Genomic DNA, 25,744 nt, shown 5'->3' with positions numbered 1-25,744 from the left:
GTTCAAGGCGGCTTCCGAGGCGCTCCGCCAGCGATTTATTTTTCCAGTAATCACCCTCAGGAACGGTCCATTCCAGTTCGTCTGTCATCCATTGCCGCCAGCCGCTGGCCTGCACTTTTTTCTCTGCACACTGCTGCTGCCATGTCTTAATCAGTAAGCTGCGCCGGGCTTTCGAATCGGTTTCAAGTTTGCTGATTTTGGGGGCTTTTTTGCTGCCTTCCTGGATAATCTGCAAAGCGAGCGCATGAAATGTCTTGGCCTTGATGCCTTCAGTATGCAAACGCTCTTTGATACGCCCGTTCATTTCATCCGCTGCCTGACGACCAAAGGCCAGCAACAGAATTTGTTCAGGATGCGCTTCCTGACGGCGCAACAGCCAGCCCGCGCGCGCCACCAGCACCGACGTTTTACCACTGCCCGCGCCAGCCAGCACCAGCACCGCGTCTTCACCGTTCACGACAGCGCGGCATTGGCTGTCATTGAGCGGTGACACTTCAACGGTATCAAAAAAGTCACGGTTATCAGCAATCACCCTGTCAGTCCAAGCCAGATTGCGCCGGTCGACACTGCGTTTACCCTGCTCAAGCCAGCGCAGACAGGTCTGATAATCTTCCCGACAATTATTAAATTCAGTAAGACGTTCAACAGGCACCGGGATCGCAGAAAATGCCTCAGTAATGTCTTTCTGCACATCCGCCAGATCAATGCGTTTGAACCATTTGTCTTGCTGTTCAATCTGGGTAATTTTTTCAACCTGCCCGCGCAATACTCCGGCGCTGACCTCGCTCATCTCGAGACTCCAGGTCTGCCAGATATTGAGCAGGTATTGATAAAAACGCTGTGTTTCCTGCCATTCGGTGCCGTGCAGCCGGACCACTTTTTGCTCCGGCAATTCAAATTCAAGCTCCCCCCAGACGATGCCACGTTTGCAGCGAATCTGAATAAGCTGATTAAAAGGGATCAGATAGTGATGTTTATCGCCGCTGACTTCCACGCCGGCATTAAGCAGACGCACCCGGTTATAAGGGTGCTGCGCCAGATGTTTCCCGAATGAGGTCGATTTCAGTTCCATATCATCACACCGTGTTTTTCTTTAATTCCTGACATTTTACATGCAAGAGCATTTAAGAGTTTACCTTTGATAAGCGCAGGCGATCCACGCTCCAAAACAGAGTAGAATAAGAGGTATGTTTGCGTTATGTGAACACGAAATTTATCAACTTTTTAACCTCTTCGGGAAGAGCTGCCATGCGTACCGTACTCAATATTCTTAACTTTGTTTTAGGTGGTTTTTTCACCACGCTTGCCTGGCTGCTTGCTACGCTGGTCAGTATCGTGCTGATCTTTACTCTGCCCCTCACCCGTTCTTGCTGGGAAATCACCCGTCTTTCACTGCTGCCATTTGGCAATGAAGCCGTACATGTCGATGACCTGTATCCGGAAAAACGCAGCGCGTTGCTGTCCGGCGGAGGTACTCTGTTGAATATCTTCTGGTTTATTTTTTTCGGCTGGTGGTTATGCTTGTCGCATATCGTTGCCGGTATCGCGCAATGTATCAGCATAATCGGTATTCCGGTGGGCATTGCGAACTTTAAAATTGCTGCCATTGCACTCTGGCCGGTAGGACGCAGGGTCGTTTCCGTCGAGCTGGCAAAGCAAGTTCGTGAAGCTAATGCAAGCCGTCAGAGAGAAAACGGACGCATTCGCTGATTGCGATGTTTCAACATTTTTGAATTTTAAGGTGGGTTTTTCGTGCTTTCTATTGCACCCGGTTTACGGCGCTATGCCTATAACAGCAATATTCTTTATCACATCAGGATTTTCATTGCGCTGACAGGGGCTGCGGCATTGCCATGGTGGTTGGGTCAGTTCACGCTGACAATCCCCCTTACACTCGGTGTGGTTGCTGCGGCTCTTGCCGATCTTGATGATCGTCTCGCTGGCCGTCTGCGCAATTTGCTGATTACCCTGGTCTGTTTTTTTATTGCTTCAGCATCCATAGAATTACTCTTCCCCTATCCGTGGCTTTTTGCGCCCGGGCTGATGATTTCAACCTGCGGATTCATCCTGCTGGGGGCCCTGGGGCAGCGTTATGCCACGATTGCCTTCGGCGCGTTGCTGATCGCCATATATACGATGCTTGGCACCAGCATGTATCACATCTGGTATCAGCAACCGCTGATCCTGCTTGCGGGTGCTATCTGGTATAACCTGCTGACGCTGGCTGGCCATATTATTTTCCCCATCCGTCCGTTACAGGATCAGATCTCCCGCTGTTTCACGCAACTGGCGGCTTATCTTGAAGCTAAAGCAACGTTGTTTGATCCCGATCAGGAAGATAACAACCAGCAACTGGTCGAGCTGGCCATGGCCAACGGTCAACTGGTCTCCACACTGAACCAAACAAAAAATACGCTACAGACCCGGCTGAAAGGAGATCGTGGCCAGAAAGGGACCCGCCGGACATTACATTATTATTTTGTGGTGCAGGATATTCATGAGCGCGCCAGCTCGTCCCACGTGCAGTACCTCAAACTCAGTGAACAATTTCATCACAGTGATATTCTGTTCCGCTTTCAGCGCCTGATGAGCATGCAGGCGCGGGCCTGTTTACAGCTGTCACAATGCATTCTTTATCGCCAGCAATATACCCACAACAGCCAGTTCGAACGGGCGTTTTCCCGGCTGGAAGAAGCCCTCAAACGTCTGGAATCTCATCACGAACACCGTGAGACATTACAGGCGTTACGCCATCTTTTACGCAATCTGCATGCGATTGACGCGCAACTGGCAAATATCGAGTCGGAGCAATCTCTGCCGGAAAACCAGACCGGCAAAAGCCCGTTTGCGGAAGACCGTCTGACTGGCCTTGATGATATCTGGCTGCGCATTTCCCGCCATTTTACGCCGCAATCGGTGTTGTTCCGTCATGCAATTCGTATGTCTGTCGTGCTCTTTGTAGGCTACGTTTTCATTCAGGTCAGCGGCTTAAATCACGGCTACTGGATCTTGCTCACCAGTCTTTTTGTCTGTCAACCAAACTACAGTGCGACCCGCCGGAGGTTAGCTCTGAGGATAATCGGAACACTCGCCGCTATTGCTCTCGGGATCCCTATCTTGTATTTCGTTCCGTCCGTTGACGGGCAAATGATTCTGATCGTCATCAGCGGGTTATTGTTCTTTGCGTTCCGCACAGTGCAATACGCGCAGGCCACAATGTTCATCACCCTTCTGGTGTTGTTATGCTTCAATTTGTTAGGCGAAGGATTTGAAGTCGCTATCCCGAGAGTAATCGATACGCTGATTGGTTGTGGTATCGCCTGGGCGGCAGTGACCTTTATATGGCCCGACTGGAAATTCAGGCAACTTGATAAGGTGGTCAGAAAAACGTTCGATGCTAATTGCCGTTATCTTGATGCTATTCTGGTGCAGTACCATCAGGGGAAAGACAACAGTCTCGAGTACCGTCTGGCCCGCCGTGATGCGCATAATTGCGATGCCGAACTGGCGTCCGTGGTGTCGAACATGAGCTCTGAGAGAAATAACGAACCGGCGACACTCGAAGCGGCGTTTCGCCTGTTATGCCTCAATCATACTATGCTGAGCTACATTTCAGCGCTGGGTGCCCATCGCGAAAAACTCAATGATGCCGAAACCCTGAGGTTGCTGGATGATGCAGCATGCTGCGTTGACGGCGCTTTGCATCATCTGCCTTCTGAAGCAGAACGCATCCAACACGCGCTTGGTGAACTCACTGCACGTATTCAGATGCGTACAACGGATATCGACAGTAAAGAGCAGCTCGTGCTTCAGCAAATTGGATTACTGGTGGCTCATTTGCCTGAGCTCACCAGTCTTAATACTAAGATCCTGCCGGCACAAAATCGGCTCTAATTGCAGATAACTTACGCAAATTTAGTGCACAACCGTTGATAGCTGCTCTTGGTGATGGTTAAACCAGTGAGTTAATGACTCTCTGGATTCCATCGGCAAAGCGGCTTCATGGAAGCCCAAAATTGCCCCTTCGAGTGCCATCAATAAATTAATCCCTAAATTCTTTTTTTTAATGGCACACAGTTTGAGGTAGGTATGGCAGGCCCCCTGTAACCGCAAGTCCCCCGAGTTCTCAATGCCGACTTGCCAGAGCATCCTTTCGAGCGCCAGCGAGAGATTGGGTAAATCTTTCAATCGGACCGCTTCGTTGTTTTTTTTCAGCTCTATATCCCGCAACATCCCTTGCAACGATAATCTGCCCAGCTCGCACAGTGCCTGGTGATCACTCCATTGCCGGGCACTCACTTTGAAATAACGCAACTGCACATCCATGCCTCGCTTGCGATAGGTCAGCCTCTCCATCTTTTTGCGGCGAAAATGAGTTTCGGTTTCTCCGGTCGCTCGCAGATAGAGTTCACCATCAGAAACCAGGGCGAACATGACGCGGTCAGCGGACAAGCTCATCCCCCCAAATTGGGTGCGGGAACGAATATTGCCCAACGGGGCAAAAATCTCCAGACACTCAAGCACTCGTTTTTTTGATTTGTTTATCATTGCGTTATCCTTTTCACGTTAATCCCTTGCTTCCATTTTGAGTTACCAAAACAGCTAAAAGCAAAATACGCAATCTTATGAACTCCAACAAACATAAAATGCCGTTACAGCCTGTTGCCTTCAAAATTTGCGAGATATCTTGGAAAAATTGGGTTGATCTTTGCTCACCGCCAGAGTACTGTACATACATACAGTAACTCACTGGAGTACATCATTATGCGAACTCAACACCATACAAATCATCATTTTAGTCAGCTTGCTTTGCCCGTCACTCCGTCACAGGTAAATACGTCTGCATCCTTGAATAATGGTCTGATCACTGAGTTCGTCTATAGTGCGAGCCAACCTGCTTTTGCGCAGTTATTACTGCCCTTACTGCAACACCTGGGTATGCAGTCTCGCTGGTTGTTGTGGCTCACACCTCAACAAAAACTGAGCCGTCATTGGTTATCTCAGTCAGGTCTGCCGGTGGATAAGATGGTGCAAGTTAATCAAATTACGGCGATGTCGACGGTAGATGCGATGGAGAAAGCCTTGCAGACGGGTAACTACAGTGTCGTGTTGGGATGGCTTCCGGATTTGAGTGATACTGAGAGGGAAAGATTGCAAATTGCAGCACGCCAGGGTGGTGCTTACGGCTTCATAATGAGACCGACAAATGAACAGAATTCAGCTTGTGGACATCATTCCACAGTAAAAATTCACTCTTCCGTATACCATTAGTTCAAAATAGGAATCTTCCTATGAAAATAATGCGGAACTTAGTGATTTGTGCTGAATAATGCCTGCAAGCCAGTAAAAACGGGCTTCCGGAATGCAGATTAGTGCCAGATTTTGTCAGCAAATTGCCAAAGCCGTTAAGAAATGTGTCCGTTTTTCCCTTTTTTTCCACGGTGTTAACACATCAAGCTTGTAAGTTTCGCGCCACGTTGTAGACTTTACAACGCCAAGGTTGCTCGATAATGCCAACGTAAAGTGGCAAGTTCTGAAATGAAGCAATAATCTTGGCGTAAGGATTTTAACCAAGGGCTTAAAAAGCTTAAAGCTCAATTGCCTATTTGGATGATAACGAGGCGCAAAATGAAAAAGACAGCTATCGCATTAGCAGTGGCACTGGCAGGTTTCGCTACCGTAGCGCAAGCCGCCCCTAAAGATAACACCTGGTATACCGGTGGTAAATTGGGCTGGTCCCAATACCATGACACTGGTTTCGCAAACGCTTACAACGGTATCGGCAACGGCCCTACCCACGAAAGCCAACTGGGTGCAGGTGCGTTCTTGGGTTACCAAGCGAACCAATACCTGGGCTTTGAAATGGGATATGACTGGCTTGGCCGTATGCCTTACAAAGGCAGCGTAAATAACGGCGCGTTCAAAGCACAAGGCGTTCAGCTGGCTGCTAAACTGAGCTACCCGCTGACTGACGATCTGGACCTGTACACCCGTCTGGGTGGTATGGTTTGGCGTGCAGATGCTAAAGGTAACTTCAACAACGGTGCTAATGGTCGCGTAAGTGATCATGACACTGGTGTTTCTCCACTGGCAGCAGTTGGTGTTGAATACGCAGTAACCAAAAACTGGGCTACCCGTCTGGATTACCAGTGGGTTAACAACATTGGTGACGCGGCTACCGTTGGTGCACGTCCTGATAACGCAATGCTGTCTGTAGGTGTTTCTTACCGTTTCGGTCAAGATGAAGCAGCTGCTCCAGTTGTTGCTCCAGCACCAGCTCCAGCTCCAGTTGTAGAGACTAAGAAATTCACTCTGAAATCTGACGTTCTCTTCAACTTCAACAAAGCGACTCTGAAACCAGAAGGCCAACAGGCTCTGGATCAGCTGTACAGCCAGTTGAGCTCTATCGATCCTAAAGACGGTTCTGTTATCGTTCTGGGTTACACCGACCGTATCGGTTCAGAACAATACAACCAGAAACTGTCTGAGCAACGTGCTCAGAGCGTAGTAGATTACCTGGTATCTAAAGGTATCCCTGCTAACAAGATCTCTGCACAAGGCCAGGGTAAATCTAACCCAGTTACCGGTTCTACCTGTGACTCCGTTAAAGGCCGTGCTGCTCTGATCGACTGCCTGGCACCAGACCGTCGTGTAGAAATCGAAGTTAAAGGCTACAAAGATACTGTTACTCAGCCACAGGCTTAATAACACGCTTTAGCTTTGCTACAGATACTAAAAACCCCGCCATGGCGGGGTTTTTTTTATGCCTTCGGTCAGAGCAAATAGCTGACTCCCTGAGACGCGAAAGCAAATCTATCCAATATCTTTCTTGCCGAGTATTTGTTCTAAATCCTCTTTCAATGAAGACATCTGATTCGCGTATTTCTCTTTACGCTCGGCATCTTCAAGCAGTTGAATGATTGTGTCAGAAAGCGTGACACCACGCCTTTGTGCCAATCCCGCTAAACGCTGCCAGACCAGAAATTCTAAATCGATAGATTTTTTGCGAGTGTGCTGATGCTCTGCATTGAAGTGACGCTTACGGCGTGCACGAATCGTTTGCTTAAGACGATTTTCCAGCGCCGGATTCATATTATTAACAATCCAGTCTAACACTTTGACCGGCTCGTTTTCCAGGTTGAGAAGTTGATTCACGGATTCCTGGGCAGCGCTGTTTTCCAAATGGCGGGTGATCCGCTCACCTTCCCGGTGTTTTTTCACCAGATACTTCCATTTCCAACCACTTTCGAGATTTTCCAGTTGCTGATATTTCATCGTGAACTCTTCGGTGACCACGTAACTTTACTAAGCATAACAGCTTTAATTCAATTTTCACCCCAAATAAAACCGCTTATTTTGGTTGTTTTTTGCCCACCTGTACAGCAATGTGCACTAAGACCAATTCCGCTACGACTCTCATTGTATGCAGCCGGATTTATTCTTGTATAATCGCACTTTCCCTTTTTATAGAAAACAGCTAACACATTGACCAATAACCGACTTGACTGGCAGCTTTTACTGCCCGACTCCGCGCCTTACGAGGCAATCTTTGCAACGGCTGCCCAGTTAGCCCCTGTCGATTTTGCAGGAATTCAGCCCCGGCTGGAAAATGGTTTAACGCTGTTTTGTCATCCCCGCTCACGTGTGCGTTTTATGACGCTCAAGGCGCAGGAAAATCGCGAATACTTGTCACGCATTACGCAGGTGGTCAGCGACTTACTACCTGAACCGGCGGAAGTCACGGGTAACCGTTACCATATTGAAGGCAATAAGGTAACGCTGCTGGCGGCGAAGACAGCGGAAGATGCATTCGCGGCGAAATCGACCTGCCAGTATCGTGAATGGGTTGAACCTGAACAGCTGTTCGGGTGCGTGCGCATTTACAAAGACCAGATCCAGCTGGAGCCGGGATTGGTACACCAGGTGAATGGCGGTGTGCTGGTACTTTCCATCCGTACCCTCATCGCGCAGCCTCTGATGTGGTTGCGTCTGAAACAGATGATCACCGAAGGTCAATATCATTGGGTCTCACCAGATGAGACGACACCTTTACCTGTGACAGTCCCTCCGATGCCTTTGGATATTCGCCTGATTCTGGTCGGTGACCGCTTATCGCTTGGTGACCTCAGTGATATGGAGCCAGAGTTGGTGGATTCTTCCATTTATGGTGAATTTGAAGCCGACCTGCCGCTGACGGAAGAAAGCGATATGGAAACCTGGTGTGGTTATGTCAATACGCTGGCTGATGAGCTTGAGATCCCACGCCTGGCCGCTGATGCATGGCCCGAGTTTCTGAAAATGGCCATTCGTCACAGCACCGATCAGGGCAGTCTGACACTCGACCCAGTATGGCTGAACACCCAGCTTAGCGAAGCTGCACTCTATAATGAAGACGAGTTGCTGAGCGTTAAGTCTCTTGAAGCGGCATCCGGTGCACGTGCATGGCGTGAGAGTTATCTCCAGGAGCGTATGCAGGATGAAATCGAACTTGGACAAATTCGCATTGAAACAGAAGGCGAAGTTGTCGGGCAGATTAATGGCCTGTCTGTACTGGAATATCCGGGGCATCCGCGAGCGTTGGGTGAACCTTCCCGAATTAGTTGTGTCGTACATGCCGGCGACGGCGAATTTACAGACGTCGAACGTAAAGCCGAGTTAGGTGGTAATCTGCATGCCAAAGGCATGATGATTATGCAGGCCTTTCTGATTTCCGAGTTAGAACTCGACCAGCCTCTGCCCTTTTCCGCCTCGATTGTATTTGAGCAGTCTTACGGAGAAGTGGACGGCGACAGCGCTTCACTTGCTGAACTCTGCGCACTGATCAGTGCGTTGTCGATGCAGCCGATCAACCAGCAAATTGCGGTCACCGGCTCTGTCGATCAGTTTGGGAATGTGCAACCTATTGGTGGCGTAAACGAGAAAATCGAAGGTTTCTTCGAAGTTTGTCAACGTCGCGGTTTGACCGGTAAACAAGGGGTCATTCTGCCAACCAGCAACGTGCGCAACCTGTGCCTGCATCCGCAGGTTCTGGACGCCGTTCGCGAAGGCCAGTTTCATTTATGGGCAGTTGATAACGCAGCCGAAGCGCTACCTATCCTGACCGGATTGATTTACACAAACGAAGAAGAAGCTGAAGAAGAGCGTCCGAGTCTGCTGGGATTAATTCAGCAGCGTATTGCGCTGGCGACATCGCAAGGCAGCCCGCGTTATCCGTGGCCTCTTCGCTGGTTGAACTGGTTCAATCGCAGCTGATCGGAGTTGTTCAGCTTACAGCTGTTCGCTAAACTTCGCCCTTCATTAAAATAAGGCTTACATAGAACATGGTAGATAAACGCGATTCCTATACGAAAGAAGACCTCGTAGCTTCTGGCCGCAGTGAACTGTTCGGCGCTGGTGGCCCTCCGTTACCATCAGGCAATATGCTGATGATGGATCGTATCGTAAAGATGCAAGAAGACGGCGGCACCCATGGCAAAGGCTATGTTGAAGCTGAATTAGATATCAACCCTGATCTGTGGTTCTTTGGTTGTCACTTTATTGGCGATCCGGTAATGCCTGGTTGTCTGGGTCTGGATGCCATGTGGCAGTTAGTGGGCTTCTATCTGGGCTGGCTCGGTGGCGAAGGCAAAGGCCGCGCACTGGGTGTGGGTGAAGTTAAATTCACCGGTCAGGTTCTGCCAACCGCAAAACTGGTCACCTACCGCCTGAATTTCAAACGTGTTATCAACCGTAAACTGATCATGGGCGTAGCTGATGGTGAAGTGCTGGTTGATGGTGTGGTGATTTACACCGCAACTGATCTGAAAGTGGGTTTGTTCAAAGACGCGGCTGCTTTCTAAGAGAGCCTGTTGCTGAGTCTGATAAAACGGTGAGTCTGATGGGCTCGCCGTTTTTTATGCGTGTTTTTCAGCGAACAGAGATGGTATTTGCCACAAACAAAAACCTCCGCGCACAGCGGAGGTTGTTCCTTATTCTGACAGGGTAGCCGCTTAAGCGGTAACAGCCCTGTCCTCCATGGCTTGTCGCCAACCCCCGAGCCAGTGTGATCGGGCATCTAATGATTGGTACGGACAAATCTCTTTTGAGCGTCCGCCAATACCTGCTTGATATCCACGTGATTGTGCCCGTTCCAGGCGATCGCGTTTTTGTCTCTTCATGCCTTGTATCCCTCATTATTCAGGTCAGGTGGAAAGAAAACAGTGGCCCGCTTCTGCGTCCACATCTAACAAATAGCTGCAATATGAGGAGAGGTCAATGCGCAAAATTCACGCCAATGTCACATTTGTGAGCTATATTATTGGATTGCGCACAAAATAATCGCGCCAGTTAATCTCTCATCTGGCTGATCCCCATAAAAAAATCCCGGTGTCTGTCAGGTCAGAAACCGGGATTTTTTATCTTTAACTTAAAAAATATTAAGCTTAAAAAAACGTCATCTTATCTGCGCAGCAATCTGGCCCGCTTCTTGCTGCCAGCCGGTAGCCAACGTTCTGACCAGCGCGTCATAACCATCTTCGTTTTGCTTGAGATTCAGGGTGAAATCACGCTGAATCATCTGCCCGTTGCGTGTCAGGCTCCAGCTGCCACTGACGATCACAATACCGTCATAGCGGCCATGGAAACCGGTGACATTAACGTTCAGCACATCCTGATCGTCGGTATTCGCCGCCTGAGTGGAAACCAGCGAGCCCGGCAAGTCCCGGCGTAAATAGGTGACCAGTGCTTGCTGTAGTTGCTGATCCAACGGACTGGCCCAGAGATTATTCTGGGTCAGCGTGTACTGCACATCATTGGTCTGATATACCAGCCCTGACCCTGCCAGATAATCAGCAACACTCACCCGCTCAACCCACAGATGCCGCTGTACGGCACCTGCAGACATCACGCTACCTGTTGTTACGGTGCTGCTCAGCACAGGCAACTGGTAGTAGGTTTTCTGATCACTGCTGCTACAGGCAGTCAGGAATAATGCTAAGACGACAGGTATCCATTTCATCATTATTTGGCCTTCTTCGGCTGAGGATCATCTTGCCCTGGGGCAGCGAAAATCAGTGCGTTACTTTTCTGATTCAGCGTTTTCAATACCGGTTGCAGCTCACGCAGGGTTTTATCCAGACTCTGCATATCGCCGACCAGATTGCCGTACGCTGGCGAACCAGGCTGGAAGCCTTTCAGGCTGCGGTTCAACTGAATCAGCGTCTGCTGCATATCCTGAGGCAGATTTTTCATCTCTTTACTGCTGACAATCGCGTTCAGAGACTCAATCGTTTTCTGCGTTGACTTCATCGTCCTCTGACTTTCAGCCAGCGTACTTGTCGCTTCGCGCATCATCGGTTCGATTGGCAGATTGTTGATCTTATCGAGGGTTGTCATCAGTTTTTGCTGAATCTGTGCAAAGCCTCCGCTCACCGTCGGCAACAATTTATGCCCGCCGATTTCCAGCGGCCCTTTCCACGGTTTTTCATTCGGATAGAAATCCAGATCGATATACATCGCCCCTGTTAACAGGTTGGCGGATTTCATCGAAGCACGCAGACCCTGAGCAATACCGTCACGGATATGATCTTCAATATTGAAATTACTGCCCAGCAGTTGAACGAAGCGATCGGGTTCAATGCGGATCAGCACAGGAATACGATAATCGTCCGACATCTGCTGTTTCACCACATTCATCGGATAAGGCACTTCGGCCACAGTACCCAGACGAATACCACGGAATTCAACAGGTGCGCCAGGTTGCAGACCGCGAATAGAATCCGAGAAGAACATCACGTAATCCGTGTGACGGGTATACAGCGATTCCTGAATGCTTTTCTGATCATCAAAGAGCTTATAACTGTCACCATTTTTGGCTTCGTTGCCCTGCGTCCAGCCATTCGGAATATCAAAGCTGACACCACCACTAAATAACGTGGTCAGTGACCCCATTTCGACACGCATACCGGCGGCAGACATATCGAAGTTCACGCCGCTGTCTTTCCAGAAACGCACGTTATCAGTCACCAGTGTGTCGTAAGGCGCACGGATGAAAAGCTGGTATTTGATGTTACGTGCTTTCGGATCAAAGTGACTGGTTTCCACCGTACCGACCTGGAAACCCCGGAACAACACCGGGTCGCCTGGACTCAGCTGACCGGAACGCTCACTTTCCAGACTCACGCGGATCCCTTTCGCATCAGGTGAAGCCAGCGGGGGGGAGTCATCCAGTTTATATTCTGATTTTTCTCCCCCCTTGTTACCCGGCTGCAGCTGAATATAAGCGCCGGACAATAATGTGCCCAGACCGGAGATGCCTTCACGTCCGATTTGCGGTTTCACTACCCAAAAAACAGAGTCCCCGCGCAGCATTTTTTCCATGCCGGTGTTCAGTCGTGCTTTGATGATAACTTGTTGTAAATCATCGCTAAGCGTAACGGACTCTACTTTACCGACATCGACGTTACGGCTTTTGATGGTGGTTTTGCCACCTTCGATACCCTCAGCAGTGGTAGTGATCAGCGTGACTTCCGGGCCCTGATGGCTGTAGTGATAAAACAGGATCCACGCGCCAATCAGCGCAGTGACGATCGGTACGATCCACACTGGCGACCAGCGTTTAATTTTCTCTACTTTGGCAGTTCCGTCATGCTCTGCCATGTTATTTCCCGCCATCTTGTGGCTCCTTTGTAGACTTCATTCCAGCACGATCCCAAATGAGCCTTGGGTCAAATGTCGTTGCGGCAAACATGGTGAGGATAACTACGCCGGCGAACAGCAGCGCGCCAATATCCGGATAAATACTCATCAGTTGCCCCATTCTCACCAGCGCCGCCAGTACCGCAATAACAAACACGTCGATCATTGACCAGCGGCCAACGAACTCAACCACCTCGTAAATGACATGTAATCGTTCCCTGTCGATCTCTTTATTACTGTTCGCATCCCAGCATAGCCAGCCAATAGCGATCATTTTGAGCGTCGGTACCATAATACTGGCGATCAAAATAACCAGAGCCACGGGATAGGAACCTTCGCTCCATAACAGCGCCACCCCGGCCATAATCGTAGACGGTATCGGATTACCCAGTACCTGAGTGATCATGATAGGCAACAGATTTGCCGGGATATACAGCAGAACGGAGGTCACCAGCAGAGCCATTGTCCATTGCAGACTATTTTTACGCCGTGCATGACCATGGGTTTTGCAACGGCCGCATTCTTTTTGATCAACCGGTAAAATCGCCATGCAGCAATGACAGGATCGCAGACCCTGACGCAGTCCGCTTTCTCCCATGCGCAGTGGCTGATTTACCGCCGGAGCAGGTTCGATGTGCTGCCATATCCAAAGACGGTCCGTGCATTGAAAGGCACGCAATTGCAGAAGGCAAAACAGGACATAGGGATAAAAACTGCTGCCCACGCCCACGTCGCCATAAGCCATGAGTTTCACGAAGCTGACCAGTACCCCGGCAAGGAAAATCTCGACCATACACCAGGCTTTCAGTTGGAATAAGGTCCGGGCAATGACAACTTTCCAGCGAACGGGAATATTGAAACTCTGGCAGAGGATGATAATGGACAGCATGCAGATGGCCGGGAGCAGTTGCACCACGATCATGAATAACGACGCCATGCTGGCATAGTCTTCTGAAACCAGAACCTGAGGGATTTGCACCAGCGTGACTTCGCTGCTCAGCCCGGCAACATTCATATTGACGAAAGGAAAGAGATTGGCCAGCAACAGCATGAACAACGCACTGATGGCATAACCGACAGGACGTCTTCGAGGCTCATTCCAGCGGGAGGTTAGCGTAGTGTGGCAACGGGGACACACCGCTTTTTGCCCGATGTGCAGGCCGGGTATTGCCACCAGCATATCGCATTGGGGACATAATATGTGCGGGTCATGATCATGGGCGTCAGAACACACTATCGACTCCTCAACAGCGGAAAGACTACGAATATCGGCAACCGGCCTTCCCTTTATCCGGTTGCCAATCATGAGGCAGTGTTAAGCGTTCTTCTGCGCTTCCAGCGCTTCCCAACGTTCAAACGCCTGCTCTAACTCAAGCTCTGCGGCAGCGAAAGCGGTGAGCACCTGCTGCGTTTCTTCATGAGGAAGGGTGAAGAAATTTGCATCGCTCATTTGCTGTTGCAAGGCACTGATTTTTTCTTCCAGAGTGCTGATTTGCGAAGGCAATTGTTCCAGCTCACGTTGCTGATTATAGCTGAGCTTATTCGCGGTGCGTTTGGCCGGTTCTGCTTTAGGTTGTGCAGCGGGTTTATTTTCCGTGGTCACCGCCTGACGGATTGGCTTCTGGTTGCGGCGCTGATGCTGTGCATCATGGTAACCACCGACATAGCTGTTGATCACGCCATCGCCTTCATAAATCCAGCATTCGGTTGCCGAGTTATCAACGAATTCACGATCATGACTCACCAGCAGTACCGTGCCCTGATAGCTGTCGATCATCTCTTCCAGGAGTTCAAGAGTTTCCACATCCAGGTCGTTGGTCGGTTCATCGAGGATCAACAGGTTGCTTGGGCGCAGGAATAATTTTGCCAGCAGAAGGCGGTTACGTTCGCCACCTGACAGCGCTTTCACCGGTGTCATGGCACGTTTCGGGTGGAACAGGAAATCCTGCAGGTAGCCCAGTACATGGCGTGCACGGCCATTGACCATCACTTCCTGCTTACCTTCGGCCAGGTTATCCATCACCGTACGCTCAGGATCCAGCTCAGCACGGTGCTGGTCGAAGTACGCCACTTCCAGTTTAGTACCGCAGTGAACACGGCCGCTGTCTGCCTGAATCTTACTTAACATCAGTTTCAGCAACGTCGTTTTACCACAACCGTTCGGGCCAATCAGCGCAATTTTATCACCACGCATGACTTGCGCAGAGAAGTTGCTCACCAGTTGTTTTCCGGCAATGCTGTAATAAACGTCTTCCATTTCAAAGACAATCTTGCCTGAACTCGCGGCTTCGACCACCTGCATTTTGGCGGTGCCCATCACTTCCCGGCGATCGGAACGCTCTTTACGCAGGGCTTTCAGAGCGCGTACGCGGCCTTCGTTGCGGGTACGGCGGGCTTTGATACCCTGACGGATCCACACTTCTTCCTGCGCCAGTTTTTTATCAAACTCGGCGTTCTGCAGTTCTTCAACGCGTAAGGCTTCTTCTTTTGCCAGCAGATAGGCTTCGTAATTACCTGGATAAGACACCAGTTTGCCGCGATCAAGATCGACAATGCGCGTCGCCATATTGCGGATGAAAGAACGGTCATGGGAAATGAAGATAATGCTGCCCTGGAATTCCTTCAGGAAATCTTCCAGCCACGCGATACTTTCGATATCCAGATGGTTCGTCGGTTCATCGAGCAGCAGAATATGAGGCGCGCTGACCAGAGCACGGCCCAGCGCCGCTTTACGCAGCCAGCCGCCGGACAGGGATTTCAGCTCTGTATCTGCATCCAGACCCAGCTTCAGCAATACTTCGTTGATACGGCTGTCGAGCTGCCACAGGCCCTGATGATCGAGGATCTCCATCACCTGAGCCAGTTTGTTCATGTTCTTTTCGCTCGGGTCGGTTTCAACCAGATGCGAAATCGCGTGATACGCCTTCAGATGTTCAGCCTGCTCGAACACACCTTCGGAGACGAAATCAAACACCGTACCTTCGACATTGCGCGGCGGATCCTGTTGCAGACGCGCAACAATCAAATCCTGCTCATACACGATACGCCCGTCATCGAGCGGCACTTCGCGGTTCAGGATCTTCATCAGCGTCGATTTACCGGCACCGTTACGGCCAACCAGACAGACACGCTCATTCGGCTCGATGTGTAATTCGGTGTTATCCAACAGCGGCGAGTCACTGAATGACAGCCAGGCACCTGACATACTAATTAACGACATAAACTTTATTTTTCCTCGCCGGCATGGGACAGCAGCCAGCAGTTATGAATCTGACGATTACGGGCGAAATCCTGTGACAGGGTTTGGCTGGTGATTTCTTTCGCGCTCAGCCCCAGTTTACTCAGTCCGTCGAGATCCATCTGGAAACCGCGCTTGTTGTTGGAGAACATAATGGTGCCGTTGCGACGTAAAATGCGTTTCAGATCTTTCATCAGAGCCAGATGATCACGCTGTACGTCAAAACTTTCGGCCATACGTTTCGAGTTGGAGAACGTCGGTGGATCGATAAAGATCACATCAAACTGTTCGTCACACATGCCCAGATAAGACAGGCAATCCGCCTGGATAAGTCGATGCTGGCGGCCGGTCAGATCGTTGGCACGCAGGTTCTTTTCCGCCCATTCCAGATATGTGCGGGACATATCTACCGTGGTCGTGCTGCGCGCGCCGCCCAGGCCAGCATGAACACTGGCGGTACCGGTGTAAGCAAACAGGTTAAGGAAGTCTTTACCTTTGCTCATTTCACCCAGCATTTTGCGAGCGATACGGTGATCAAGGAACAAGCCGGTATCGAGATAATCCGTCAGGTTAACCCACAGTTTAGCGTTGAATTCCTCAACCAGCAGGAACTCACCTTTCTGCGCCAGTTTCTCGTACTGACTGGTGCCTTTCTGGCGCTCACGGGTTTTCAGGATCAACTGGCTGGATGAAATATCCAGTACAGACAGGGTGGCGTTTATCACGTCAAACAAGCGCTGACGGGCTTTTTGTGCATCAACCGTTTTTGGCGGCGCATATTCCTGCACCACCACTTTGCTGCCATAGCGGTCAACCGCAACGTTATAATCCGGCAAATCGGCATCATACAGGCGATAGCATTCAATGCCCTGCTGTTTGGCCCATTTTTCCAGTTTTTTGACGTTTTTACGCAGGCGGTTAGCGTAATCTTCCGCCATTTGCGTACCGGCCGCACCCGTCGGGTTTTCTGCCAGCTGATAGTTTTTCTGCACACATTCCAGCGGGCCGTTTTTAGCTTTGAACTGGCGCTCAGCACGCAGTTGCAGGCAGCTCAGCAATTCAGGTGACGCACTGAACAGCGACAACTGCCAGCCACCAAATTTGGTCTTCATGATGCGGCCGAGCATGTTATGCAGCGCAATCAATGCCGGTTCGCTTTCCAGACGCTCGCCGTATGGCGGGTTGCTGATGACCGTACCCACCGGGCCTTCCGGCAGCGGATTCACCAGTTTCCCAACTTCTGAGGCTTCAAAGCTGATCAGTTCCGCAACACCAGCGCGACGGGCGTTCGCACGCGCCATCTCAATCACGCGACGGTCGATATCAGAACCGAAGAAACGGGACGTGGTTTCCTGCACCGCACGGCGGGTACGAACCTGCGCTTCTGCGGTCAGTTCGCGCCACAGTTCAGCGTCAAATTTATTCCAGCCGGTAAAGCCCCAGTGCTGACGATGTAAGCCAGGCGCGCGATCGGCAGCGATCATTGCCGCTTCAATCAGCAATGTCCCGGAACCACACATCGGATCGACCATCGGTGTGCCCGCCTGCCAGCCGGAGCGCATTACAATCGCTGCTGCCAGGTTTTCTTTCAGCGGCGCCTGACCGGTCAGATCGCGGTAGCCGCGCTGATGCAGGCCTTCGCCGCTGAGATCCAGCGCGACGCTGGCGGTATCACGTTGCAGGAAGACGTTTACGCGGATGTCGGGCTGCTGTTTCGCCACATTCGGGCGTTCGTCCATTTTGCGGGTAAAGCTGTCGACGATGGCGTCCTTCACTTTCAGTGCACCGTACTGGCTGTTACGGATTTCGTCATTCAGGCCGCTGAAATGCACAGCGAAGGTTTTTTCCACGCCAAAAACGGCCGGCCAGTCGATCGCCATCACGCCAAGATAAAGATCCAGATCGCTGTGAACTTTGAATTCGTTCAGCGGCAACAGGATGCGCGAAGCCAGACGGCTCCACAATAAGCTGCGGTACAGCAGGCGATCGTCACCTTCAAAATGCACCCCTCCCTGCACAACTTTACAGGCTTGCGCACCCAGCGTTTCCAGTTCGCTTTTTAACAGTTCTTCCAGTCCACGCGCCGTGCTGGCAAACAAAGAGTTCATATCGACATATCACCAAAAATAAAATTGTTGCGCATTATAGCTAATCCCCGCCTCTTGTCATAAAGTCTCTGGTTCTTCTTAAGACTTTACACTCTGAGAGGCAGTCTTCAGTGCCCATTCTTTCACGTTTATTTGTTCACCCGGTCAAATCCATGCGCGGCCTGCAGGTTTCATACTCGCTGGTGACAGCAACCGGCCTGGCGTTCGATCGCCAGTTTATGATTACCGATCCGCAAGGCATGTTCATTACAGCCCGCCAGTATCCGAACCTCGTTCTGTTCACGCCGGTTTTGTTGCCCGATGGTCTGATGATCTCCGCGCCCGAAGGCGAAAGCATCACAGTCAAATTTCGTGATTTCGCAGGCGTTCACTCGCCGACGGAAGTCTGGGGCAATCAGTTTACCTCACTCATCGCGCCGGAACCCGTAAATCGCTGGTTAAGTGGCTATTTAAAGCGTGACGTTCAACTGCGCTGGGTTGGCGATGAACCGACGCGCCGGGTAAAAAAACATCCGGAAGTGCCGCTGTCGTTTGCTGACGGATTCCCGTATCTGCTGATCAATGAAGCCTCAATGCAGGATTTACAGCGCCGCTGTCCGGGCGGTGTCAGGATTGAGCAATTCAGGCCGAACATCGTGGTCAGCGGCGCACAAGCCTATGCCGAAGACAGTTGGCAGACGATCCGCATCGGGGAAGTGATTTTCGATCTGGTGAAACCTTGCAGCCGCTGTATTTTTACCACAGTCAGTATCGAAAAAGGTCGCAAACATCCGCGTGGCGAACCGTTGAAAACATTGCAGGGCTATCGTACCGCCAGCGACGGCGATGTCGATTTCGGTCAGAACATGATTGCCCGCAACAGCGGCGTGATCCGCGCAGGCGACAGCGTTCAGGTGCTGGCAACCAGGCCACCACGGCCTTACTGCGCGGGCGATATCATTGAAAATGTGGAAGCGCCAAAAAGCACCGCGCAGGACGTCAGCATTAATTATCAGGGAACGCAGTTTACCGGCAACAATCAGCAGATTTTGCTCGAGCAGCTGGAATTGCAGGGATTACGTATCCCCTATTCCTGTCGTGCAGGAATTTGTGGCGCGTGCAGGATGATATTGAAAGAAGGAAAAGTGGCACCGCTGAAAGAGAGTGCAGTGGGAAAAGATGGAACGATATTAGCGTGTAGTTGTATTCCGGCTACGGATATCGTGCTCGGCTAGAGGTGTATTTAATGAGGATCAGGCAGGAAACTAAACTGCCTGATCGTAAACATCATCCCTGTCAACGCGGAATGCTGCTGGCATTAGCCGGTCATGCATCACTTTAATAGCATCCCCCAGCACCATGCCGCGCCCTGCGACCGTCAGCCGTTCCTGCGCCAGCAGGCACAGACTGGCATTATCACCGGATTCCACCACCAGTAATGTCGCCTGTTCACCGCTTTCCATCACCTGCACCTGAGCAAGCTGACCATTCGCAGGCTGGTAAGGACGCATCTGCTGACTGAAATGCCAGCTCTTCGGCATCAACGGTTTTAAAAAACGATAAGCGACTAAGGCATTCAGAACTAATTCAGCGCGTTGTTCAGCTGCGAGACGAATATGTTTGCACTGTTCTTCAAAATCAAAATACAGCGCCGCATCATCGACACAAAATGACATATTTCCGAAAGCATCAGGAGTTAACATTTTGGCGGGAAAACGGGAACGGAAAATCATGCCATTGGCGAGGTCCAGCATAAGCCGGTCATGTTCTGTATCAAAATACCAACGCCAATTATCATCTGGTTTAATTTTCATTTCGTCATCCTGTTTACCCTCATGCCCTCTGCCTGACTTCATTACCGGCTAATCTGTAAGAATAGATTTTTCAGTAACGAAACGATATCAGACAAATCCTGAGCCTGAATTACGGTCAGTGGACAAAATATAGACGAGCCGGGTTAATAAATAAACCCCTGACTCGTCTTCAGGATGAAAAATATTAGATATGGGTAACAATATCTTTGATCAGACCCGGACCTTTAAAGATAAAGCCGGAATAGATTTGAATTAAGGAAGCGCCTGCGGCCATTTTCTCACGGGCCGCCGTTAATGAATCAATACCGCCAACACCAATAACCGGCAGACGCCCTTGTAATTCATGAGAGAGCATACGGATAATTTCTGTGCTGCGCAGCTGCAACGGGCGCCCGCTCAGACCACCAACCTGTTCGCAATAATTTAGCCCCTGAACCAGTTTACGATCGAGTGTGGTATTGGTCGCAATCACGCCATCCATATTATGGCGCACTAAACTGTCGGCTATTTGGATCAATTCTTCCTCAGAAAGATCCGGTGCGATCTTCACCGCAACAGGCACATATTTCTGATGGCGTTGCTGTAACTCAAGCTGCTTATTCTTAATCGCTGCCAGCAAATCATCCAGCGCTTCACCGTATTGCAGTGAACGTAATCCCGGCGTGTTAGGTGATGAAATATTCACCGCGATATAACCGGCGTACGGATATACCTTTTCCATACAGGTCAGATAATCGTCTGCGCCGTGCTCAACAGGCGTATCTTTATTCTTGCCAATATTAATCCCCAGAATGCCGCCAAAATGTGATTTTTTGACATTATTCACCAGATTATCCACGCCATGGTTATTGAAACCCATGCGGTTAATCAGGCCTTCAGCTTCCACAATACGGAATAAACGCGGCTTATCATTACCGGCCTGCGCACGCGGGGTCACAGTACCGACTTCAATAAATCCAAAGCCCATTGCGCCCAGCGCATCAATACATTCGCCGTCTTTATCCAGGCCTGCGGCCAGTCCCAAAGGGTTCTTAAAGGATAATCCCATGCAGTTTACCGGTTTGGTGGGCACTGACTGGCGGATCAAGAATTCAAACGGGGTGCCGGAAATGCGGCTCAACTGACGAAAGGTTAACTCGTGGGCGCGCTCTGGATCGAGCTGAAACAGTGCTTTCCTGACAAGAGGATAATACATGGAGACTCCTGGATTCCCGGTGGCTAGACGGGGCGGTATTATTGACTAAGCGCCGGACAATTGGAAATGATAACCGGCATATTGGCCAAATAATTGCTTCGCTGCGCAAACGATTACCTTTTTGTTACCTTTAATTCACTTTTATTTCCTTTCCCCCCATCGCCCCACAGCACACCCGACACGTGCTTTATCTGATTTGAAACTTTCCATAGCCAAAATTGAGATTTCCGCTGCGCCGCCTCTGCCTGCTAGGTTTACCTCACTTCGTTAAGAAAAATGATAGTTCTATAACAGATTGTTATAAGGAATAAGCAAATGCGTGTAGTGACTCTGGCAGGCAGTCCGCGACAACCCTCCCGCTCCTCTTCCCTGCTGGCACTCAGCCACCAGTGGCTGGCGAGCCGTGGCGTTGAAGTCTTTACCTACAATATTCAGGATTTTTCAGCAGACGATCTGCTTTTCGCTAATTTTGGCAGCCCGCAACTCAAGCAACTGAATGCTGAACTGGCGAGTGCTGATGGCCTGATCGTCGCCACACCAGTGTATAAGGCGTCTTTTTCCGGCGCACTGAAAACCCTGCTCGATTTACTGCCAGAACGCGCGCTCGACCATAAAGTGGTGTTGCCACTGGCTACAGCCGGATCTATCGGCCATATGCTGGCCGTCGATTACGCCCTAAAACCGGTACTCGCCTCGCTGAAAGCACAGGAAGTTTTGCAGGGCGTTTTCGCAGATGACAGCCTGATCACCGATTATCAGACGTTCCCTGCGAAGCTGGCCCCCGCACTGGAAGAGCGTTTGATCGAATCTCTGGAAAACTTCTACCTGGCGCTGAGCCGCCGCCGTCCGCAGCTTCCGTCTGTTGCATCCCTTTCTGCGCAAGCACTGCGTGTCTGACTTTAAAAGGAATTAATCATGCCTGCTTCTTTCTCTTTATTACGCCGTATCCCGGTTGTGGCCAGCCTGCTGACCAGCCTTTTCCTGAGCGGCACCGCAACGGCTCAGGAAAAGGATCCGGCGCAATTACGTATTGCCTATCAGAAAGGATCTGTCGGACTGGTGCTGGCGAAATCACACCAGTTACTGGAAAAACGTTTCCCGGACACAAAAATAAGCTGGGTAGAATTCCCTGCCGGGCCGCAAATTCTTGAAGCGCTGAACGTCGGAAGTATTGATCTGGGCGGTACCGGTGATTTGCCGCCGTTGTTCGCGCAGGCAGCGGGGGCAGATTTGTTGTATATCGGCTCTGAACCCCCGAAACCGAAAGCAGAAGTGATTCTGGTCGACAGCAAGAGTCCGATCAAAACCGTCGCAGATCTCAAAGGTCATAAAGTCGCTTTCCAGAAAGGCTCCAGTTCGCACAACCTGCTGTTGCGTGCCCTGCAACAGGCGGGCCTGAAATTCAGCGATATCCAGCCGGTCTATCTGACCCCTGCCGATGCACGGGCCGCATTCCAGCAACATGATGTGGATGCCTGGGCTATCTGGGATCCGTATTATTCGGCCGCGCAAGTTCAGGGTGATGTGCGCGTTCTGACCGACGGCTCGACGCTCCACCAGACGGGCTCCTTCTATCTGGCACCGAAAAAATACACCGAGGCCAATCCTCAGTTCATCAGTCAGGTTCTGGAAGTGTTAACGCAGGCGAATGCGCTGACCAAAACTGACCGTGAACAAAGTATCAAACTGCTTTCTCAGTCGATGGGGTTACCGGAAAAAGTGGTCGCCTCTTATCTGGATCATCTGCCGGATATGCCTATCACGCCGGTCAGTGCGGAAACAGAAAAGCGCCAGCAGCAAACCGCCGATTTGTTCTATCAGAACCATATTTTGCCAAAGCCGGTTGAAATTAAAGACCGCATCTGGAAACCAGCCGTACAAGCTAACTGAACATCCATTTAGCCGCCGCTGAGCGGTAACGAATCGCACACTTTGAGAGGAACACAACGATGAGTCTGAACGTATTCTGGTTTTTACCTACCCACGGCGACGGCCGCTATTTAGGCACAGAAGAAGGTGCCCGCGTGGTCGATCACGGCTACCTTCAGCAGATCGCGCAAGCGGCTGACCGTTTAGGTTTTGGCGGCGTGCTACTGCCAACGGGTCGTTCATGCGAGGACTCATGGCTGGTAGCGGCTTCCCTGATTTCTGTCACACAACGTCTGAAATTCCTGGTGGCGCTGCGTCCCGGCATTATTTCTCCGACACTGGCAGCCCGTCAGGCGGCAACACTCGACCGGCTTTCCGGCGGTCGTGCACTGTTTAATCTGGTGACCGGTGGCGATCCGGCTGAACTGGCGGCTGAAGGTTTACACCTCAATCATAAAGAACGTTATGAAGCGTCGGCGGAATTTACGCGTATCTGGCGTCGTGTTCTGGAAGGTGAAACCGTCGATTACGAAGGCAAACACATTCAGGTCAAAGGCGCGAGCCTGATGCACCCACCAGTTCAATACCCCCGCCCGCCGCTGTATTTCGGTGGTTCTTCCGACGAAGCACAGGATCTCGCCGCCGAGCAGGTGGAACTTTATCTGACCTGGGGCGAACCTCCGGCGTTAGTGAAAGAGAAAATTGAACAAGTGCGTGCCAAAGCTGCCGCGCAAGGCCGCACCGTGCGTTTCGGCATTCGTCTGCACGTGATTGTGCGTGAAACCACCGAGGAAGCCTGGCGTGCTGCCGACAAACTTATCGCCAACGTGGATGATGAAACTATTCAACGCGCGCAGGCGGCTTTCGCTAAAACCGACTCTGTCGGCCAGCATCGTATGGCGGCATTGCACGGCGGCGACCGCAACAAGCTGGAAATCAGCCCGAATCTCTGGGCCGGCATTGGTCTGGTACGCACCGGAGCCGGGACGGCGCTGGTGGGCGATAGCCCGACTGTCGCCGCGCGTATGCAGGAATATGCTGATCTGGGCATCGATACCTTTATTTTCTCCGGTTATCCGCATCTGGAAGAAGCGTACCGCGTCAGCGAACTGCTGTTCCCGCATCTGGAACTGGCGAAACCGGAAGATGACAATACTGTGAAGAAAGCCATTTTGCCGCGTGGCGAGCTGGTCGCTCATGACTTTGCGACCAAACGCACCGCCAGTCAGCACTGAGGAGAATACCGATGACAACGACACAACGCTGGCTGAACCGCGCTGCTCCCTGGGTAGTGCCGGTGGTTCTGATCGGTGGCTGGCAGCTGGCTGTCGAAGCGGGCTGGTTATCCAACCGCATTCTGCCCGCTCCCAGCGCAGTGGTGGAAGCCTTCTGGACACTGGCGAAGAGTGGCGAGCTGTGGCAGAACCTGAAAATCAGTACCTTCCGCGCTCTGATTGGTTTCGCTATCGGCGCAGTCTCGGCTTGCTTCTCGGCTTTATTACCGGGCTTTCCCGCTGGGGCGAACGTCTGCTCGACAGTTCTCTGCAAATGCTACGAAACATTCCGCATCTGGCGCTGATCCCGCTGGTGATCCTGTGGTTCGGCATTGATGAATCCGCCAAGATCTTCCTGGTGGCGTTGGGAACGTTGTTCCCGATTTATCTCAACACCTACCACGGCATCCGCAATATCGACCGCGGTCTGCTTGAAATGTCGCGCAGTTACGGGCTTTCCGGTTTCCCGCTGTTTATTCAGGTGGTATTACCGGGCGCGTTGCCATCAATTATGGTCGGCGTACGATTTGCGCTGGGGTTCATGTGGCTGACGTTGATTGTGGCCGAAACCATTTCCGCCAACTCCGGGATTGGTTATCTGGCGATGAATGCCCGCGAGTTTTTACAAACTGACGTCGTGGTTGTCGCTATCGTGCTTTACGCCATTCTTGGCAAACTGGCCGATGTCCTTGCCCGCCTGCTGGAAAGTGTCTGGCTGCGCTGGCACCCTGCATATCAGAAAAAACAAGGAGATGCCGCATGAACGCCCCCGCACGTATTCCGCAAGGCACGCCGGTGACACTGTCCGGCATCACCAAAAAATACGGTAACCGCGCCGTGCTGAACGATATCAATCTGCGCATTCCGCCCGGCCAGTTTGTAGCCGTCGTCGGGCGCAGCGGTTGTGGCAAAAGTACCCTGCTGCGTTTGCTGGCCGGGCTGGAAAAAACCACTCAGGGCGAACTGCTCAGCGCCAGCGCACCGCTGAGTCAGGTGCGCGAAGATACGCGTCTCATGTTTCAGGATGACCGACTGCTGCCATGGAAAAAGGTGATTGATAACGTGGGATTGGGCCTGAAAGGCCAGTGGCGTGAAGCCGCACAAGCTGCACTGGAAGAAGTCGGGCTGGCAGATCGTGCCGACGACTGGCCGTCAGCATTATCCGGCGGACAGAAACAACGCGTGGCACTGGCGCGTGCATTAATCCACCGCCCTCGCCTGCTGTTACTGGATGAACCGCTGGGCGCACTGGATGCCCTGACGCGCATCGAGATGCAAAGCCTGATCGAGCGTTTGTGGCAGCAGCATGATTTCACCGTGCTGCTGGTGACGCACGATGTCAGTGAAGCGGTGACCGTCGCTGACCGTGTGATCCTTATCGATCAGGGGCAGATTGGCATGGATTTAACGGTTGATTTGCCACGTCCGCGTCGTAAAGGTTCTGCGCGACTGGCGGAGCTGGAAGCCGAAGTGCTGGAACGCGTGCTGACGCCACAGCCTCCACACACGGTGGCGCAGGAAGCAAAACGCGCGCAAAACTGATCTCTCTGTTCAGCGAATACAAAACGAAAAAAGGGCGATGTTTCCATCGC

Annotated in this window: 22 protein-coding genes and 1 pseudogene; 12 read left to right on the top strand and 11 right to left on the bottom strand. The window is 51.3% G+C overall.

Features of this window, described 5'->3' with window-relative positions; translation table 11 throughout:
- Positions 1–1,072 (bottom strand): UvrD-helicase domain-containing protein (locus tag UC14_RS10115; protein WP_157962086.1); only part of this gene is annotated, 1,072 nt, incomplete at its 3' end.
- A gap of 176 nt (positions 1,073–1,248) precedes the next feature.
- Here UC14_RS10115 and UC14_RS10110 point away from each other — a divergent pair.
- Both UC14_RS10110 and yccS read left to right on the top strand, forming a co-directional pair.
- The gene (locus UC14_RS10110) at positions 1,249–1,710 is read left to right on the top strand and encodes a YccF domain-containing protein (RefSeq protein ID WP_013574879.1); all 462 of its coding nucleotides are present in this window, start codon (positions 1,249–1,251) and stop codon (positions 1,708–1,710) included.
- 42 nt (positions 1,711–1,752) lie between these two features.
- A complete protein-coding gene (gene yccS, locus UC14_RS10105; RefSeq protein ID WP_112197639.1) occupies positions 1,753–3,894 on the top strand; it encodes a YccS family putative transporter in 2,142 nt (713 codons plus the stop codon).
- Between the two features lie 21 nt (positions 3,895–3,915).
- Here the strand turns inward: yccS and UC14_RS10100 are convergent, their stop codons facing one another.
- Positions 3,916–4,548, bottom strand: a complete 633-nt coding sequence (locus UC14_RS10100; protein ID WP_013574877.1) for a TfoX/Sxy family DNA transformation protein — start codon at positions 4,546–4,548, stop codon at positions 3,916–3,918.
- Positions 4,549–4,764: 216 nt separating this feature from the next.
- Between UC14_RS10100 and sulA the strand changes: the two genes are divergently transcribed.
- A complete protein-coding gene (gene sulA, locus UC14_RS10095; RefSeq protein WP_013574876.1) occupies positions 4,765–5,271 on the top strand; it encodes an SOS-induced cell division inhibitor SulA in 507 nt (168 codons plus the stop codon).
- 357 nt (positions 5,272–5,628) lie between these two features.
- A complete protein-coding gene (gene ompA / locus UC14_RS10090) occupies positions 5,629–6,705 on the top strand; it encodes a porin OmpA (protein ID WP_013574875.1) in 1,077 nt (358 codons plus the stop codon).
- Between the two features lie 108 nt (positions 6,706–6,813).
- Here ompA and matP read toward each other — a convergent pair whose 3' ends face one another.
- Positions 6,814–7,275 (bottom strand): macrodomain Ter protein MatP, encoded by a 462-nt coding sequence (matP, locus tag UC14_RS10085; RefSeq protein WP_112151106.1) that lies wholly within the window; start codon positions 7,273–7,275, stop codon positions 6,814–6,816.
- A gap of 210 nt (positions 7,276–7,485) precedes the next feature.
- On the opposite strand from matP, the gene UC14_RS10080 reads away from it, so the two are divergent.
- Positions 7,486–9,252 (top strand): Lon protease family protein, encoded by a 1,767-nt coding sequence (locus tag UC14_RS10080; protein ID WP_013574873.1) that lies wholly within the window; start codon positions 7,486–7,488, stop codon positions 9,250–9,252.
- A gap of 68 nt (positions 9,253–9,320) precedes the next feature.
- Positions 9,321–9,839: a bifunctional 3-hydroxydecanoyl-ACP dehydratase/trans-2-decenoyl-ACP isomerase gene (fabA, locus tag UC14_RS10075; RefSeq protein ID WP_013574872.1), complete on the top strand. Its 519-nt coding sequence runs from the start codon at positions 9,321–9,323 to the stop codon at positions 9,837–9,839.
- 150 nt (positions 9,840–9,989) lie between these two features.
- Here the strand turns inward: fabA and rmf are convergent, their stop codons facing one another.
- The 6 genes from rmf to rlmKL all read right to left on the bottom strand — a co-directional run bounded on the left by rmf (position 9,990) and on the right by rlmKL (position 18,021).
- Entirely contained in the window at positions 9,990–10,157 is a 168-nt protein-coding gene (gene rmf / locus UC14_RS10070; RefSeq protein ID WP_013574871.1) for a ribosome modulation factor, read from the bottom strand.
- 275 nt (positions 10,158–10,432) lie between these two features.
- Entirely contained in the window at positions 10,433–10,999 is a 567-nt protein-coding gene (gene pqiC / locus UC14_RS10060) for a membrane integrity-associated transporter subunit PqiC (RefSeq protein WP_013574870.1), read from the bottom strand.
- On the bottom strand, positions 10,999–12,651 hold the full coding sequence (gene pqiB / locus UC14_RS10055) for an intermembrane transport protein PqiB (protein ID WP_112197638.1): 1,653 nt from the start codon (positions 12,649–12,651) through the stop codon (positions 10,999–11,001). The genes pqiC and pqiB overlap by 1 nt, the downstream gene beginning before the upstream one ends.
- On the bottom strand, positions 12,638–13,912 hold the full coding sequence (gene pqiA, locus UC14_RS10050; protein ID WP_370447461.1) for a membrane integrity-associated transporter subunit PqiA: 1,275 nt from the start codon (positions 13,910–13,912) through the stop codon (positions 12,638–12,640). The genes pqiB and pqiA overlap by 14 nt, the downstream gene beginning before the upstream one ends.
- Positions 13,913–13,990: 78 nt before the next feature.
- The gene (locus tag UC14_RS10045) at positions 13,991–15,895 is read right to left on the bottom strand and encodes an ABC transporter ATP-binding protein (protein WP_013574867.1); all 1,905 of its coding nucleotides are present in this window, start codon (positions 15,893–15,895) and stop codon (positions 13,991–13,993) included.
- A gap of 5 nt (positions 15,896–15,900) precedes the next feature.
- Positions 15,901–18,021: a bifunctional 23S rRNA (guanine(2069)-N(7))-methyltransferase RlmK/23S rRNA (guanine(2445)-N(2))-methyltransferase RlmL gene (gene rlmKL, locus UC14_RS10040; RefSeq protein ID WP_013574866.1), complete on the bottom strand. Its 2,121-nt coding sequence runs from the start codon at positions 18,019–18,021 to the stop codon at positions 15,901–15,903.
- A gap of 110 nt (positions 18,022–18,131) precedes the next feature.
- Between rlmKL and UC14_RS10035 the strand changes: the two genes are divergently transcribed.
- Positions 18,132–19,235 (top strand): YcbX family protein, encoded by a 1,104-nt coding sequence (locus tag UC14_RS10035; RefSeq protein WP_112197637.1) that lies wholly within the window; start codon positions 18,132–18,134, stop codon positions 19,233–19,235.
- Positions 19,236–19,265: 30 nt separating this feature from the next.
- On the opposite strand, the gene UC14_RS10030 is transcribed toward UC14_RS10035, so the two are convergent.
- Both UC14_RS10030 and pyrD read right to left on the bottom strand, forming a co-directional pair.
- The gene (locus UC14_RS10030) at positions 19,266–19,814 is read right to left on the bottom strand and encodes a cell division protein ZapC (RefSeq protein ID WP_112197636.1); all 549 of its coding nucleotides are present in this window, start codon (positions 19,812–19,814) and stop codon (positions 19,266–19,268) included.
- Positions 19,815–19,998: 184 nt separating this feature from the next.
- Positions 19,999–21,009 (bottom strand): quinone-dependent dihydroorotate dehydrogenase, encoded by a 1,011-nt coding sequence (gene pyrD, locus UC14_RS10025; RefSeq protein ID WP_013574863.1) that lies wholly within the window; start codon positions 21,007–21,009, stop codon positions 19,999–20,001.
- A gap of 315 nt (positions 21,010–21,324) precedes the next feature.
- On the opposite strand from pyrD, the gene ssuE reads away from it, so the two are divergent.
- The 5 genes and pseudogenes from ssuE to ssuB all read left to right on the top strand — a co-directional run bounded on the left by ssuE (position 21,325) and on the right by ssuB (position 25,694).
- Positions 21,325–21,906: an NADPH-dependent FMN reductase gene (gene ssuE / locus UC14_RS10020; RefSeq protein ID WP_013574862.1), complete on the top strand. Its 582-nt coding sequence runs from the start codon at positions 21,325–21,327 to the stop codon at positions 21,904–21,906.
- Between the two features lie 18 nt (positions 21,907–21,924).
- Positions 21,925–22,899, top strand: a complete 975-nt coding sequence (locus UC14_RS10015; RefSeq protein ID WP_013574861.1) for a sulfonate ABC transporter substrate-binding protein — start codon at positions 21,925–21,927, stop codon at positions 22,897–22,899.
- Positions 22,900–22,958: 59 nt separating this feature from the next.
- Entirely contained in the window at positions 22,959–24,113 is a 1,155-nt protein-coding gene (ssuD, locus tag UC14_RS10010; RefSeq protein ID WP_112197635.1) for an FMNH2-dependent alkanesulfonate monooxygenase, read from the top strand.
- Positions 24,114–24,124: 11 nt separating this feature from the next.
- A pseudogene (gene ssuC, locus UC14_RS10005) lies at positions 24,125–24,915 on the top strand (aliphatic sulfonate ABC transporter permease SsuC).
- The gene (ssuB, locus tag UC14_RS10000; protein WP_013574858.1) at positions 24,912–25,694 is read left to right on the top strand and encodes an aliphatic sulfonates ABC transporter ATP-binding protein; all 783 of its coding nucleotides are present in this window, start codon (positions 24,912–24,914) and stop codon (positions 25,692–25,694) included. Before ssuC ends, ssuB begins: the two are co-directional and overlap by 4 nt.
- Positions 25,695–25,744: the final 50 nt, after the last annotated feature.

The organism is Rahnella sp. NRRL B-41462, from assembly GCF_003263525.1.
Classification (GTDB): domain Bacteria; phylum Pseudomonadota; class Gammaproteobacteria; order Enterobacterales; family Enterobacteriaceae; genus Rahnella; species Rahnella aceris.
This window is presented reverse-complemented; position numbering and strand designations above follow the sequence as displayed.